Below are 13664 nucleotides of genomic sequence, written 5' to 3'. Positions count from 1 at the left end.
GGAGCCAACGTGAAAAAAATAATATTAAGTGCATTAGCCTGTACAGCTCTCTTAACTGGTTGCGTCAGCCAGGATAAAGGTAATGCGATGCAGAGCCAGCTGAATAACCAGCAACGCCAGATTAACGAATTATCCGTTCGTTTGCAGTCTGCGGAGTCCCGGCTATCAAAGCAGGAAGAAAAGCTGCGCAACGAACTGCTGCAATCCAGCGGCTATTGCTATCTGAATGGCGCCCGCTACTCGACCGGCACCGTACTTTACGGGCGGATTTGCCAGAATCAGTCAGGCAGCGCTTCGTGGCAGGTATACAGCCGTCGCTAAACACCAGGGCGGTTTAACCGCCCTTTTCTTTACCCTCAGAAAGCCCACTATGACCATGATCCCCTTCCCCACTACAGAAAACCTTATTCTATGGGCTTGCAGCGCCATCGCACTGCTTGCCGTTGTATTCTTCCGGCGTTCAGTACGGCACAGGCGACACAAAAGGAAGCAGCAAAGTGCGCGGCGGGTGCTGGAGCGCATAAAGACGTTGCCGGGCTTCCCACAAAAAATTAACTACCTGAGGAAAATTGATCCTTTTGTGTTTGAAGAACTGTTGCTGGAAGGATTTGAAGCGCATGGCTTCAGAACCATCAGAAACAAACGCTATACCGGCGATGGAGGCATTGACGGCCAGGTAATAATAGGAAAATATCGCTATCTTATTCAGGCTAAACGCTATCGCGGCCATATTGCTTTACAGCACGTACAGGAGTTCGAGAAGTTGCTTAAACGTCATAACTGTCGCGGTCTGTTTTGCCATACCGGGAAAACCGGCGCAGGTTCAAAATCTGTCAGTATTGCCAGTGAACGGATGGAGATTATCAGCGGCCAGCGCCTGATAGATTTGCTCACGCCCGGCAGCTCCTTCACTATCGCAACCGCCCCGCAGACGATGATGAAGCGTACCGCAGCAACACTAGAAACGAGCACCATTGTTAAAGATGCCGGTAAAGAAAATCGATACCATGAGAGTTAATTAAATGAAGTCAGTAACTATAGAAGCAAAAACATTTGCTGAAATGTTAGGAATAACAGAAGGTGAGTTAATCTTTGCCATTAAGAAAACTGGCACATTCAAAAACAAGACCATCCCACAACCTCATGAGCCACATAAATCAAATAATAGATTTTTATATTCAGACGTAATGAGGTTTATAGAATCACTAAAAGACAAAGAGAACCGGTAATGACTCCAACTTACTGATAGTGTTTTATGTTCAGATAATGCCCGATGACCTTGTCATGCAGCTCCACCGATTTTGAGAACGACAGTGACTTCCGTCCCAGCCTTGCCAGATGTTGTCTCAGATTCAGGTTATGTCGCTCAATGCGCTGAGTGTAACGCTTGCTGATAACGTGCAGCTTTCCCTTCAGGCGGGGTTCATACAGCGGCCAGCCATCCGTCATCCATACCACGACCTCAAAGGCCGACAGCAGGCCCAGAAGACGCTCCAGCGTGGCCAACGTGCGTTACCTAACAATAAACCTGTTTAAATATCCAGATAAAAACATTCAATCTGGGTCAAATGAGTGATACAGTTTCACCCATAAGACCCAATGGAGGCAATATGTCTGAATTTGAATTACTGGCGCAGGATCTGCTTGAGAAAGCAGAAGCGGAAGAACAACTGCGACAGGAAAATGATAAAAAGCTGCTCGGGCAGGTGCTGGAAATCTATGACCAGAAGTACGTGGCTGAACTGCTTAGAAAAGTTGGTAAAAATGAGTGGAGTCGCGAGACTCTTAATCGCTGGATTAATGGTAAGTGCTCACCTAAGACGCTGACGTTAGCCGAAGAGGAACTTCTACGAAAAATGCTTCCGGAAGCGCCTGCACATCACCCTGACTATGCCTTCCGGTTTATTGACCTGTTTGCTGGGATTGGAGGTATACGGAAGGGCTTCGAAACCATCGGTGGCCAGTGCGTTTTTACCAGTGAATGGAATAAAGAGGCTGTGCGCACATATAAAGCTAACTGGTTTAACGATGCTCAGGAACACACTTTCAATCTCGATATTCGTGAAGTCACGCTCAGTGATAAACCTGAAGTACCTGAAAACGATGCCTATGCTTACATTAATGAGCATGTGCCGGATCATGATGTACTTCTAGCAGGTTTCCCCTGTCAACCGTTTAGCCTTGCGGGCGTAAGCAAGAAAAACTCGCTCGGGCGCGCGCATGGTTTCGAATGTGAGGCTCAGGGAACGCTTTTCTTCGATGTGGCGCGTATTATCCGCGCAAAAAAACCTGCCATCTTTGTTCTTGAAAACGTTAAAAACCTGAAGAGCCATGACAAGGGTAAAACCTTTAAAGTCATCATGGATACCCTCGACGAACTGGGCTATGAAGTTGCGGATGCAGCTGAGATGGGCAAAAACGATCCTAAAGTTATCGACGGAAAGCACTTTTTACCTCAGCACCGAGAACGTATCGTTTTGGTCGGTTTCCGCCGTGATCTGAACATTCACCAGGGCTTTACCCTGCGCGATATTAGTCGTTTTTATCCGGAACAGCGTCCGTCATTTGGCGAACTGCTGGAACCCGTGGTTGACAGCAAATATATACTGACGCCGAAACTCTGGGAGTATCTCTATAACTACGCCAAAAAGCACGCAGCTAAGGGTAACGGATTCGGTTTTGGCCTCGTTAATCCTGAAAATAAAGAAAGCATTGCCCGTACGCTTTCTGCTCGCTATCACAAAGACGGGTCTGAAATTCTGATAGACCGTGGCTGGGATATGGCCACAGGTGAAACAGACTTCGCGAACGAAGAAAATCAGGCGCATCGGCCCCGCAGGCTGACTCCGCGAGAGTGCGCGCGCCTTATGGGTTTTGAAAAAGTAGATGGCAGGCCTTTTCGCATTCCTGTGTCAGACACTCAGTCGTACAGGCAGTTCGGTAACTCCGTAGTGGTGCCCGTGTTTGAAGCCGTAGCCAAACTGCTTGAACCTTATATCCTGAAAGCGGTTAATGCCGATTCGTGCAAGGTTGAACGAATCTGATCGCTCCTCCCGGTATTTATGCCGGGAGATAATCTATGGAATATCTGCGTAAAGCCCTGTCAGCTCAGCAATAAACGCACCTAGCGTCATTAGCTCAGCTCTCACCGCCTCCGGGTATTTTTTGTGCAGAGATGATGGCACGACCAATCTGACACCCGACTCCCGCATCTCCCGATATTGAGCCAGAGAAACTCCCTCCTGGAGTGTAAACAGATGCACCTGATGAATTTTATCGGCCTCATTCAGTATCTGACGCCAGCGATCCTTACAGGTAGTCTTGACTGCCAGCATGCGCAGATTTTCTACGGGAAACTCAGTATCGTGGTAAGCCCCTGCGGAAGGGAAAAGGAAATCGGGTTTTTTATTACCTTCTGTGATGGCCTGCGTCGCAAAGTGTCGCAGGCCGTGCTCAATGAATAGATGCTCCAGGTGCAGTTCCAGCGACTTCCCGGCTCTGGATTTACGGCGATTGCTGACAGAATTGGCCAGCGCAATAAATTCATCCACAGAGCCAAATCCTTTCCGGATGATATCCAGAACATGCAGTTCCTCAACCAATAGAAATATGTCGTACTCCACGCGCCGGCGGTCAAGAAGTTGCTCATCCGGATCAAGGGAATTTTTCACATAATGGCTGGCTGCATACTGAATAATTTCACTTCCCGACGGAAAGCGCAGGTGCCAGTCTTCAGGTAGAATATATTTATGATTTACTGGCGCTTGCTGTAGAGATAGTCCGCCTAGAATCTGTCCTGCGGGGCCGGATATAAGCGCTCCGGGTATAACTTCACCAATAGCGGTCTCAATGACGTCCTCTTCATCAGTGCTGGCGCATACCCAAATATTTACTTCCTTACAGTCCCCCCCTTGCTCATCAAGCTTGAAAGCCAGGAGCGTCAGAGCCCCTGTATTTTCAGGATCCTGAAGTGGGCTGCCTCTACCCCAGCGGGTAATCCTTTTTTCATTCCGGGTTTTACCAAAATGACGGCTGTTATAATAAATTGCCCTGGCTTCGCTGTCAGGGCAATCATGCGATGACACATGTGCGGTGAGAAAAACCGAAGGGTTCAGTTCACGGGTATGGTTGATAGACGGAAAGAGTTTTTCAACGATACCTGAAGGGATATAAAGCCCTACCTGGTGACCACCTGTTGCGCCGGTATCGTTGGCGGAAAGGCGTTTGATGTAGACGAAGTAATTCTCACATGCGATCTCAAGTAGCCAGTTGTGGAAAACCGACATAAGCATCCCCTGTTACCCTGAAACTCTACTCACCATTTTTTCATGATTATATACAAACAGTGTCATTTTCAGAAGACGACTGCACCAGTTGATTGGGCGTAATGGCTGTTGTGCAGCCAGCTCCTGACAGTTCAATATCAGAAGTGATCTGCACCAATCTCGACTATGCTCAATACTCGTGTGCACCAAAGCGAGGTGAGCATGGCGACGGAGGCTCTGTTGCAAAGATTGGCGGCAGTCAGAGGTAGGCTGTCGCTCTGCGCCGATCAGGCGGCTGCTGCGAAATGGTGGTTGAGCATGCCCATGGCCTCCGTCAGCGCCGAGGGCCCAATGCCAAAAGCTCTCTCCACAAGGCGCACCTCGCCCCTGATGCCGGGCTGCAGGCACCAGGGGCGAGCCTGTCCTTTGCGCAGGGCTCGCATGACTTCGAATCCCTTGATCGTGGCATAGGCCGTGGGGATCGATTTGAAACCGCGCACCGGCTTGATCAGTATCTTGAGCTTTCCGTGATCGGCCTCGATCACGTTATTGAGATACTTCACCTGCCGGTGGGCCGTCTCCCGGTCCAGCTTTCCTTCGCGCTTCAATTCGGTGATCGCTGCACCATAGCTCGGCGCTTTGTCGGTATTGAGCGTGGCAGGCTTTTCCCAGTGCTTCAGGCCTCGCAGGGCCTTGCCCAGGAACCGCTTCGCTGCCTTGGCGCTGCGGGTCGGCGACAGGTAGAAATCGATCGTGTCGCCCCGCTTGTCGACTGCCCGGTACAGGTAGGTCCACTTGCCCCGCACCTTGACGTAGGTTTCATCCAGGCGCCAGCTCGGATCAAAGCCACGCCGCCAGAACCAGCGCAGCCGCTTCTCCATCTCCGGGGCGTAGCACTGGACCCAGCGATAGATCGTCGTATGGTCGACCGAAATGCCGCGTTCCGCCAGCATTTCCTCAAGGTCGCGATAGCTGATCGGATAGCGACAATACCAGCGCACCGCCCACAGGATCACATCACCCTGGAAATGGCGCCACTTGAAATCCGTCATCGTTCCGTCCGTCCAATCTCCGCCAAGCATGCTCAAGCTTCACGATTTTTGCAACAGAGCCCACACGAGTATTGAGCATAGTCGAGATTGGTGCAGATCACTTCTGATATTGAACTGTCAGGAGCTGGCTGCACAACAGCCATTACGCCCAATCAACTGGTGCAGTCGTCTTCTGAAAATGACAATCGTGCCACCGGCTCCAGGTCTTATCGAACAGCTCAGACACATGGTCCAAATGCTGGTCGATCCGTTCGGCCAGTTTTTCGATGGCCTCTTGCTTGAGCTTGTCACTTTCCCTGAACTCGATGTTCAAGGCCCTGGCCACCTGGTTGAGGTTCCGGCCGATAGCTCCAAGCTGCCGGCACGATTCCCGTACGGTGTTCACTTCTTCATCAGTGAGGACCGGCATCCGGTTCAACGACCGCAGTCATTTCTGTACCTAAACAGTCCTGCGAATATGTGAGTTTTGACCTAATGAGCCACAAAAACTCATTTTCGCCCACGATAATTTTTCTACTTCCTTTCTTTGGAATGCTCATTTCAATATTCACATAACGTCGCTATCAATCGCGGAAAAGGCGTAGTGCGCGAAGCGAACGAAGCTTTTTGCCGTCGATTGCATAGCTTTGTGTACGCCCAGCATGGGCATGAACTAATGAGGTGAAAGTCCTCTGTAGGAAGGTCACCGTTCGATAACATGCTGTTATTAAACGTTAACTACTAGCGAATGGCAAGGGCTTACCCGTGAGGGGCGGTCTGAAGGAAGCCGCTAGCAAATTTGCGAGCTGATGAACAAGAACATCATATGAGGCGTAGGCTGAAGGTGAGTTGGCACAAGACGACGAAACCACGTGATCTAACGGCCACCGTAAATGATGCAGCAGTGCAAAGAAAGTTCATGTCCTTATCTGGGGAGATCTGCTTAGCATGCGATCGGTCATTAACCAGTAAGGCTCTGGTCTACAAGTGTCTTGGCTTTTCAATTTCATCAACTGGAAAGAGCGAATTAGATGAAAACCGATAGCGCATGACGGGGCAACTCGGCATGTGATTAAGCAGAAGTCAGCAGACGGCATAGTAGCCCAACTGACCTGCCCCCAGGATTAGATACAACCTTCAGTTAGTAATGTCGGTTGGTTTTTCTTCATATTTCCTGTTTCGCCAGTCCGTTGCGAATTCAGCTGGTGTCTGGTAATCCAGCGATGAATGGGGACGGCACTCGTTATAGTCCTGCCGCCAGTCATTAATCGTTTTCCGGGCATGAAGAATATCGCTGAACCAGTGTTCATTCAGACACTCATCGCGAAAGCGTCCGTTAAAACTCTCAATAAATCCGTTCTGCGTTGGCTTACCTGGCTGGACAAGACGTAGTTCCACACCATGCTCAAAGGCCCATTGATCGAGCGCGCGGCAGGTAAATTCCGGGCCTTGATCGGTTCTTATTGTCGCCGGATAGCCCCTAAACAGCGCGATGCTGTCCAGAATACGCGTGACCTGAACGCCTGAAATACCGAAAGCAGTGGTGATCGTCAGACACTCCTTCGTGAAATCATCCACACAGGTCAGGCACTTGATCCTCCGGCCGTTGGCCAGTGCGTCCATAACGAAATCCATCGACCATGTCAGGTTCGGCGCATCCGGGCGCAGAAGCGGAAACCGTTCGGTTGCCAGCCCTTTACGGCGTCGTCTGCGTTTTACGCTCAGTCCATTAAGGTGGTAAATACGGTATACCCGCTTGTGATTGACGCGAAGGCCCTCCCGACGCAGCAGCTGCCAGATGCGGCGGTAGCCAAAACGCCTGCGCTCCAGTGCCAGCTCAGTGATGCGCCCTGATAAAAGCGCATCAGCTGCCGGACGCTGAGCCTCATAGCGGCAGGTCGACAGAGACAAACCTGTAAGCCTGCAGGCACGACGTTGCGACAGACCGGTCGCATCACACATAAACTCAACGGCTTCCCGCTTCTGGCCTGTCGTCAGTACTTTCGCCCCAGAGCCACCTGAAGTGCCTCCTTATCCAGCATGGCTTCGGCAAGTAGCTTCTTGAGGCGGGCGTTCTCCTCTTCAAGAGATTTAAGCCGCTTAACCTCGGGCACCTCCATACCGCCATACTTCTTGCGCCAGGTGTAAAAGGTGGCATCTGAAATGGCGTGCTTACGGCAGAGCTCGCGGGCAGAAACTCCGGCTTCCGCTTCGCGGAGAATACTGATGATCTGTTCGTCGGAAAAACGCTTCTTCATGGGGATGTCCTCATGTGGCTTATGAAGACATTACTAACATCGGGGTGTATTAATCAACGGGGAGCAGGTCACAACGCCTATCGTAATGGATGGGATATGGTGAAGGCCTGAACATTTAGAAGAAGGAGGAGTCTTGCCAAACTTGTCGGTACTCACTACGTCGTCAGACGATTACTATCAACAGCGTATTAGCCCGCAACCAGCCTTCAGCAGCAATCTATTTCCGCAACTACTCGAACCTGAGAATCTACACCGAGCTTGGCGACAAGTGAAAGCCAATAAAGGCGCGTCGGGTATCGATGGCATGACCATCGAAGCCTTCCCGCGCTGGATGCAACAAGGCGGCTGGCAACAGTGTAAATCTCAGCTTGAGCGAGGAGAATATCAACCCTCAGCGGTCAGGCGCGTGGAGATCGATAAACCCGATGGCGGTAAACGCAAATTGGGGATCCCCACCGTGATTGATCGTGTGATACAACAAGCAATCGCTCAGATACTCACGCCGTTGTTTGACCCCTACTTTTCAGTCAATAGCTTCGGCTTTAGGCCGAACAGAAACGCCCAGCAGGCGGTACTACAAGTCAGGAATATCATCAAACAGAAGCGCAAATTTGCCGTTGATGTTGATCTGTCCAAGTTCTTTGACCGCGTCAACCACGATCTGTTGATGACTCAGTTAAGGAGTAAGGTGCAGGATAAGCGTCTGCTAGCGCTTATTGGCAAATACCTGCGAGCGGGCGTCATGGTCAACGACCAATTTGAAGCAAGCTTCGAAGGTGTACCTCAGGGCGGCCCACTCTCACCCTTATTATCAAACATCATGCTGGATAGTTTGGATAAAGAATTGGAAAGCCGAGGACATCACTTCGCCCGCTACGCTGATGACTTTATCATCTTGGTGAAGTCTCAACGGGCGGGAGAACGTGTTCTCAAGAGTATTACTCATTATCTTGGTACGAAGCTAAAACTGATCGTTAACGAGCATAAAAGCCAAGTAGTTAAGGTAGGTCAAAGCAAGTTCCTTGGCTTCACCTTTAACCGAGGAAAGATCCAATGGCATGCCAACACGTTGCACGTTTTCAAACAAAAGATACGACGACTGACGAACCGCAATTGGGGAGTCAGCATGAGCTATCAACTGTTTAAACTGCGGCAATATATGCAAGGTTGGATCAATTACTTTGGCATAGCCAACGCTTATCAAGGTTGCGTCGATTTAGACCACTGGATCCGTCGCCGAGTGCGTATGTGCTACTGGCGTCAGTGGCGAAAACCACGGACTAAGGTGCAGAACCTACTTAAACGAGGTGTCAGGATCCAAGCTGCCGTTGCTTGTGGACTCACAAGTAAAGGCCCTTGGCGTAGTTCGAAAACGCCAGGCATACAGCAAGCGCTGAGTAACGAGTACCTAGAGAAAGCTGGATTGTATTCACTAAGAGATGGATGGATTGCAGTTCATTATCCTAGCCAAATAACAGGTTAGGAGTTCTAAATGAACCGCCCTGTGCGGAGCCGCATGCAGGGTGGTGTGGGGGCTGGAGGCTAGATACCTCCGGCTACCCGATTAGAAATTTAGTTGCTTAGTTTTGATGGTTTTTTACTTTCGTTTAACCCTTTAACCGCCTGCTCTAATGTAAGTTTCAAGAGTGATGCGTCTCCAGCTTCACTGTGACTTGGAACAACCAGTTTTGCCTTACCATATTTGGATATTAATAATTTAGCGGACTTTGGCCAAGCTTCTAAATTTGCGTCACCCAAATTACCTAGACCGTACGGTTTAATAAAACAACCACCGAATAATATTTTCCTTTCAGGCAGCCAAACTACTAGGTTATCTGGAGTGTGTCCTGGGCCTGGATAAAAAACTTCAATTTTATTTTTAACTAGCCAATAGTTAACCCCGCCAAATGAATTTTTAGCTTGAACCTTACCGTCTTTTTTAAGCAGCTCATTAGTTAATTCAGACGCATACGTGGGGATGGATTGAGAATTAAGCCACTCTATTCCGCCCGTGCTGTCACTATGAAAATGAGAGGAAATACTGCCTTTTATTTTATAGCCACGTTCCACAAACCAAGTGACTAACTTTTCAGTATCTTTAGCCGTAAATGGAGTGTCAATTAGATAAGCTTCAGCATCTACAAGAACAACCAAACCATGTTTAGGAACAACGCCCCACCCGTTAACTTCTTCAAACGAAGTATGAACATAAACGCCTTCATCAAGTTTTTCAATTTTTAAATCTGGCAAAGGCTCTGCTGCGGTAGCAATGCTACAAAACAAAAATATAAAGAATACAGATAACTTGCTCATACTTTCCCTTTTCTAACTTTGTTTTAGGGCGACTGCCCTGCTGCGTAACATCGTTGCTGCTCCATAACATCAAACATCGACCCACGGCGTAACGCGCTTGCTGCTTGGATGCCCGAGGCATAGACTGTACAAAAAAACAGTCATAACAAGCCATGAAAACCGCCACTGCGCCGTTACCACCGCTGCGTTCGGTCAAGGTTCTGGACCAGTTGCGTGAGCGCATACGCTACTTGCATTACAGCTTACCAACCGAACAGGCTTATGTCCACTGGGTTCGTGCCTTCATCCGTTTCCACGGTGTGCGTCACCCGGCAACCTTGGGCAGCAGCGAAGTCGAGGCATTTCTGTCCTGGCTGGCGAACGAGCGCAAGGTTTCGGTCTCCACGCATCGTCAGGCATTGGCGGCCTTGCTGTTCTTCTACGGCAAGGTGCTGTGCACGGATCTGCCCTGGCTTCAGGAGATCGGAAGACCTCGGCCGTCGCGGCGCTTGCCGGTGGTGCTGACCCCGGATGAAGTGGTTCGCATCCTCGGTTTTCTGGAAGGCGAGCATCGTTTGTTCGCCCAGCTTCTGTATGGAACGGGCATGCGGATCAGTGAGGGTTTGCAACTGCGGGTCAAGGATCTGGATTTCGATCACGGCACGATCATCGTGCGGGAGGGCAAGGGCTCCAAGGATCGGGCCTTGATGTTACCCGAGAGCTTGGCACCCAGCCTGCGCGAGCAGCTGTCGCGTGCACGGGCATGGTGGCTGAAGGACCAGGCCGAGGGCCGCAGCGGCGTTGCGCTTCCCGACGCCCTTGAGCGGAAGTATCCGCGCGCCGGGCATTCCTGGCCGTGGTTCTGGGTTTTTGCGCAGCACACGCATTCGACCGATCCACGGAGCGGTGTCGTGCGTCGCCATCACATGTATGACCAGACCTTTCAGCGCGCCTTCAAACGTGCCGTAGAAGGCACTGTTGCAAAGTTAGCGATGAGGCAGCCTTTTGTCTTATTCAAAGGCCTTACATTTCAAAAACTCTGCTTACCAGGCGCATTTCGCCCAGGGGATCACCATAATAAAATGCTGAGGCCTGGCCTTTGCGTAGTGCACGCATCACCTCAATACCTTTGATGGTGGCGTAAGCCGTCTTCATGGATTTAAATCCCAGCGTGGCGCCGATTATCCGTTTCAGTTTGCCATGATCGCATTCAATCACGTTGTTCCGGTACTTAATCTGTCGGTGTTCAACGTCAGACGGGCACCGGCCTTCGCGTTTGAGCAGAGCAAGCGCGCGACCATAGGCGGGCGCTTTATCCGTGTTGATGAATCGCGGGATCTGCCACTTCTTCACGTTGTTGAGGATTTTACCCAGAAACCGGTATGCAGCTTTGCTGTTACGACGGGAGGAGAGATAAAAATCGACAGTGCGGCCCCGGCTGTCGACGGCCCGGTACAGATACGCCCAGCGGCCATTGACCTTCACGTAGGTTTCATCCATGTGCCACGGGCAAAGATCGGAAGGGTTACGCCAGTACCAGCGCAGCCGTTTTTCCATTTCAGGCGCATAACGCTGAACCCAGCGGTAAATCGTGGAGTGATCGACATTCACTCCGCGTTCAGCCAGCATCTCCTGCAGCTCACGGTAACTGATGCCGTATTTGCAGTACCAGCGTACGGCCCACAGAATGATGTCACGCTGAAAATGCCGGCCTTTGAATGGGTTCATGTGCAGCTCCATCAGCAAAAGGGGATGATAAGTTTATCACCACCGACTATTTGCAACAGTGCCAAAGAGTTTTTACCCAGATCGATACCAATGAGCGCAATGTTTTCCATGATAGTTCTCCGAATGAAAGCCTGTCCTCAGCATAGTACCGGGAAGGAGGGAGTGACCATCTCATTAAATAAAGCACGCTAAGCGTGCGTGGAGGCTGGCACCCAGCGGTACAGCGTCGGAATGGACACGCCGAGGTTCTTGGCCACGTCCTTGGGCGGCACCCCGCTGGCCAGCAGCTTCTTGGCCGACTCGATCTTGCTGTCGGTCATCTTCGGCTTGCGGCCGCCTTTGCGGCCGAGCTGCTTGGCGACTTCCAGCCCGGCGCGGGTGCGCTCGACGGTCAGCTCGCGCTCCATTTCGGCAAGGCTCGCCATGACGTGGAAGAAGAACCGCCCGGATGGTGTGCCGGTGTCGATGGAGTCGGTGAGGCTCCTGAACTGGACACCGTGCTTGTGCAGATCGCCGACCAGATCGACCAGTTGCTTGACCGACCGGCCCAGCCGGTCGAGCTTCCAGACGACCAAAGTATCGCCTTCGCGCAGCATTTCGAGCGTCTTGGCCAAGCCAGGCCGGTCTGCCCGCGTGCCACTCACCTTGTCCTCGAAGACCTTTTTACATCCGGCCTTGCTCAAGGCTTCGCGTTGCAGCTCCAGGTTCTGATCCTGCGTCGAGACGCGCGCATAGCCAATCAACATGGCTTGTCTCGCGCCCGGTCGATGCGTTCCTGCATCGCCTGCATCACTTCTTCGTGGGTGTACGATCTGGCGTTGGCGTCGGTGGCTTGCCGCAGGGCTTCCTCAACCTCGCGCGTCATCCGCTCGTAATCCTCCGGCCACAGCGCTTGCTCCATGCGCAGCGACGCCTGACCCAGCAGGTGCAGCAGGCTGAACAGCCGCATGTCGTTGGTGGCGACGATGCGCTCCCGAATCTGCTCCTGAATAGCTTCGCTAGCCCGATGCGCTTGTGGTGTGGCAGTCCCCTCGTAGTCAGCGGGGAATTCCGCTTCCTCGGCAATCCTTGCCCAGGCGCTGGCCAGCGCCTCGATGGTTGACGTGCTCATTTCCGCCGCTCCTGTGCTCTTTGGCGAATCAACCGGCCAAGGGGCCTCGACGCGAAAACCAGCAGCATCACGCCTATCGGATACCAGGTCGAGAAGACCACCAAGGCATCGAAGGCTGGCCGTCCGGTGTTGGTAGGCAGTACGGCGGTCACAGCCATCAACCCGCCGACCGTCCAGATGATGCGCCACACGTAGGGCATCACGCGGGGCACGTAGCCGTCATCGAAAGCGGTCTGGTAGTAGCGGCGCAGGCCGCGCTCGGCAAGCGCCTGGCGCTGCCGCTCCGACAGCGCATCCGTCCGGCCATACCAGCGCCGGAATGGTGGACAGCGCAGCAGCAAAGGGGTGAAGAGGATCATCACCGCCACGATCGCGACACCCCACGCCATGACGGCGCCGGCATCGGGCCGCTTGGCGTTCTCGATCACGGGCGCGAAGACGCCCGGAGCACCGATCATCCAGAACAGCGCAATGTGCTGATGGAAGGAGAGCTTCATTTGCTCATCCACTTGCGCAGCAGGCGCTTTTTCAGGGAGGCGCGTTCTTGCGGGTTGCGTCCCTTGTGATTGGCGATGCGATCCGCCGTGGCGGCCTGGCGCTTGACGGGCCAGTAGGAGCGGCCATCCTTGCCCATCGACCAGACGCTGCTGGCCTGGTTTTCCAGCAGGGGCAGATGGGCGCTCAGGGCTTCGGGCGACGCGCTGGTCAGCGCCGTGCGCTCACGGGTGCGCCAGCGCTGATGCCAGAGCTTCTTGTCCTCGCGCTCGCTGCCGCAGGTCGTGTGCCCGACGATGGGTGTTTTGCGGCGGCTGCGGCTCATAACGTAGTGGTCTCCAAGAACATTCAGGACTGATCCCAGGCGTCGATGGTCAAGACCTGATCGGCAGGACAGGCGGCTACGCGGTCGGGAACTGGATGGTGTTCAGTCTCATGCCGACCCCATTCGATTGATCGCGTCGCTTGCGGCACGCTGCGACGC

Annotated in this window: 14 protein-coding genes and 5 pseudogenes; 7 read left to right on the top strand and 12 right to left on the bottom strand. The window is 52.3% G+C overall.

The genetic code is table 11. From position 1 onward, the window contains the following. The first annotated feature begins 9 nt into the window (after nt 1–9). The 3 genes from FHN83_RS27815 to FHN83_RS27805 are packed head-to-tail and all read left to right on the top strand — an operon-like array spanning nt 10 to nt 1229. A complete protein-coding gene (locus FHN83_RS27815) occupies nt 10–321 on the top strand; it encodes a hypothetical protein (RefSeq protein WP_001452736.1) in 312 nt (103 codons plus the stop codon). Between the two features lie 55 nt (nt 322–376). Continuing rightward, on the top strand, nt 377–1018 hold the full coding sequence (locus tag FHN83_RS27810; RefSeq protein ID WP_001749966.1) for a restriction endonuclease: 642 nt from the start codon (nt 377–379) through the stop codon (nt 1016–1018). A gap of 4 nt (nt 1019–1022) precedes the next feature. Further along, complete coding sequence (locus tag FHN83_RS27805; protein WP_001749967.1) at nt 1023–1229, top strand: hypothetical protein; 207 nt, start codon at nt 1023–1025, stop codon at nt 1227–1229. Nucleotides 1230–1239: 10 nt separating this feature from the next. On the opposite strand, the pseudogene FHN83_RS27800 reads toward FHN83_RS27805, so the two are convergent. Next, nucleotides 1240–1512: pseudogene (locus FHN83_RS27800) on the bottom strand (IS1 family transposase); the annotation flags it as partial. Between the two features lie 98 nt (nt 1513–1610). Here FHN83_RS27800 and FHN83_RS27795 point away from each other — a divergent pair. Next, nucleotides 1611–3044 carry a DNA cytosine methyltransferase gene (locus FHN83_RS27795; RefSeq protein WP_001288432.1) on the top strand — a complete coding sequence of 478 codons (1434 nt, stop codon included), beginning with the start codon at nt 1611–1613 and terminating at the stop codon, nt 3042–3044. 33 nt (nt 3045–3077) lie between these two features. Here FHN83_RS27795 and FHN83_RS27790 read toward each other — a convergent pair whose 3' ends face one another. After that, entirely contained in the window at nt 3078–4286 is a 1209-nt protein-coding gene (locus tag FHN83_RS27790; protein WP_001749969.1) for a type II site-specific deoxyribonuclease, read from the bottom strand. A 61-nt stretch (nt 4287–4347) separates the two neighbouring features. On the opposite strand from FHN83_RS27790, the pseudogene FHN83_RS28365 reads away from it, so the two are divergent. After that, nucleotides 4348–4413, top strand: a pseudogene (locus tag FHN83_RS28365) (EAL domain-containing protein); the annotation flags it as partial. A 139-nt stretch (nt 4414–4552) separates the two neighbouring features. Here the strand turns inward: FHN83_RS28365 and FHN83_RS27775 are convergent. The 4 genes and pseudogenes from FHN83_RS27775 to FHN83_RS27760 all read right to left on the bottom strand — a co-directional run bounded on the left by FHN83_RS27775 (nt 4553) and on the right by FHN83_RS27760 (nt 7554). Further along, nucleotides 4553–5317: an IS6-like element IS6100 family transposase gene (locus FHN83_RS27775; RefSeq protein WP_001389365.1), complete on the bottom strand. Its 765-nt coding sequence runs from the start codon at nt 5315–5317 to the stop codon at nt 4553–4555. A 117-nt stretch (nt 5318–5434) separates the two neighbouring features. Continuing rightward, a pseudogene (locus FHN83_RS28795) lies at nt 5435–5509 on the bottom strand (EAL domain-containing protein); the annotation flags it as partial. 58 nt (nt 5510–5567) lie between these two features. After that, a pseudogene (gene mobC / locus FHN83_RS28790) lies at nt 5568–5726 on the bottom strand (plasmid mobilization relaxosome protein MobC); the annotation flags it as partial. A 707-nt stretch (nt 5727–6433) separates the two neighbouring features. Continuing rightward, a protein-coding gene (locus FHN83_RS27760) for an IS3 family transposase (protein ID WP_097432954.1) occupies nt 6434–7554 on the bottom strand; the annotation gives its coding sequence in 2 pieces (ribosomal slippage) (nt 6434–7296 and nt 7296–7554; 1122 coding nt in all). A 133-nt stretch (nt 7555–7687) separates the two neighbouring features. Here FHN83_RS27760 and ltrA point away from each other — a divergent pair. Further along, nucleotides 7688–9037, top strand: a complete 1350-nt coding sequence (gene ltrA / locus FHN83_RS27750) for a group II intron reverse transcriptase/maturase (RefSeq protein WP_044067521.1) — start codon at nt 7688–7690, stop codon at nt 9035–9037. 89 nt (nt 9038–9126) lie between these two features. On the opposite strand, the gene FHN83_RS27745 is transcribed toward ltrA, so the two are convergent. Beyond that, on the bottom strand, nt 9127–9867 hold the full coding sequence (locus FHN83_RS27745) for a subclass B1 metallo-beta-lactamase IMP-4 (protein ID WP_015060105.1): 741 nt from the start codon (nt 9865–9867) through the stop codon (nt 9127–9129). A gap of 152 nt (nt 9868–10019) precedes the next feature. Here FHN83_RS27745 and intI1 point away from each other — a divergent pair. Then, a pseudogene (gene intI1 / locus FHN83_RS27740) lies at nt 10020–10817 on the top strand (class 1 integron integrase IntI1); the annotation flags it as partial. 52 nt (nt 10818–10869) lie between these two features. On the opposite strand, the gene FHN83_RS27735 reads toward intI1, so the two are convergent. The 5 genes from FHN83_RS27735 to FHN83_RS27715 all read right to left on the bottom strand — a co-directional run bounded on the left by FHN83_RS27735 (nt 10870) and on the right by FHN83_RS27715 (nt 13505). Further along, complete coding sequence (locus FHN83_RS27735; RefSeq protein ID WP_001067855.1) at nt 10870–11574, bottom strand: IS6-like element IS26 family transposase; 705 nt, start codon at nt 11572–11574, stop codon at nt 10870–10872. A 188-nt stretch (nt 11575–11762) separates the two neighbouring features. Beyond that, a complete protein-coding gene (locus FHN83_RS27730; protein WP_003100847.1) occupies nt 11763–12320 on the bottom strand; it encodes a recombinase family protein in 558 nt (185 codons plus the stop codon). Further along, the gene (locus FHN83_RS27725) at nt 12314–12685 is read right to left on the bottom strand and encodes a hypothetical protein (protein ID WP_003100853.1); all 372 of its coding nucleotides are present in this window, start codon (nt 12683–12685) and stop codon (nt 12314–12316) included. Before FHN83_RS27725 ends, FHN83_RS27730 begins: the two co-directional genes overlap by 7 nt. Beyond that, nucleotides 12682–13182 (bottom strand): hypothetical protein, encoded by a 501-nt coding sequence (locus FHN83_RS27720; RefSeq protein WP_003100856.1) that lies wholly within the window; start codon nt 13180–13182, stop codon nt 12682–12684. Before FHN83_RS27720 ends, FHN83_RS27725 begins: the two co-directional genes overlap by 4 nt. Further along, complete coding sequence (locus FHN83_RS27715; RefSeq protein ID WP_003100858.1) at nt 13179–13505, bottom strand: hypothetical protein; 327 nt, start codon at nt 13503–13505, stop codon at nt 13179–13181. Before FHN83_RS27715 ends, FHN83_RS27720 begins: the two co-directional genes overlap by 4 nt. Nucleotides 13506–13664 lie beyond the last annotated feature (159 nt).

The sequence above is a fragment of the Leclercia adecarboxylata genome, from assembly GCF_006171285.1.
In the GTDB taxonomy this organism is placed as follows: domain Bacteria; phylum Pseudomonadota; class Gammaproteobacteria; order Enterobacterales; family Enterobacteriaceae; genus Enterobacter; species Enterobacter barmai.
This window is presented reverse-complemented; position numbering and strand designations above follow the sequence as displayed.

What these genes read in the sequence shown, in the direction of transcription:
- FHN83_RS27735 (WP_001067855.1), bottom strand. Translation starts at nt 11,574, where the DNA reads ATGAACCCATTCAAAGGCCGGCATTTTCAGCGTGACATCATTCTGTGG.
- FHN83_RS27810 (WP_001749966.1), top strand. Translation starts at nt 377, where the DNA reads ATGATCCCCTTCCCCACTACAGAAAACCTTATTCTATGGGCTTGCAGC.
- FHN83_RS27795 (WP_001288432.1), top strand. Translation starts at nt 1,611, where the DNA reads ATGTCTGAATTTGAATTACTGGCGCAGGATCTGCTTGAGAAAGCAGAA.
- FHN83_RS27790 (WP_001749969.1), bottom strand. Translation starts at nt 4,286, where the DNA reads ATGTCGGTTTTCCACAACTGGCTACTTGAGATCGCATGTGAGAATTAC.
- FHN83_RS27745 (WP_015060105.1), bottom strand. Translation starts at nt 9,867, where the DNA reads ATGAGCAAGTTATCTGTATTCTTTATATTTTTGTTTTGTAGCATTGCT.
- FHN83_RS27715 (WP_003100858.1), bottom strand. Translation starts at nt 13,505, where the DNA reads ATGAGCCGCAGCCGCCGCAAAACACCCATCGTCGGGCACACGACCTGC.
- FHN83_RS27720 (WP_003100856.1), bottom strand. Translation starts at nt 13,182, where the DNA reads ATGAAGCTCTCCTTCCATCAGCACATTGCGCTGTTCTGGATGATCGGT.
- FHN83_RS27725 (WP_003100853.1), bottom strand. Translation starts at nt 12,685, where the DNA reads ATGAGCACGTCAACCATCGAGGCGCTGGCCAGCGCCTGGGCAAGGATT.
- FHN83_RS27805 (WP_001749967.1), top strand. Translation starts at nt 1,023, where the DNA reads ATGAAGTCAGTAACTATAGAAGCAAAAACATTTGCTGAAATGTTAGGA.
- FHN83_RS27730 (WP_003100847.1), bottom strand. Translation starts at nt 12,320, where the DNA reads ATGTTGATTGGCTATGCGCGCGTCTCGACGCAGGATCAGAACCTGGAG.
- FHN83_RS27775 (WP_001389365.1), bottom strand. Translation starts at nt 5,317, where the DNA reads ATGACGGATTTCAAGTGGCGCCATTTCCAGGGTGATGTGATCCTGTGG.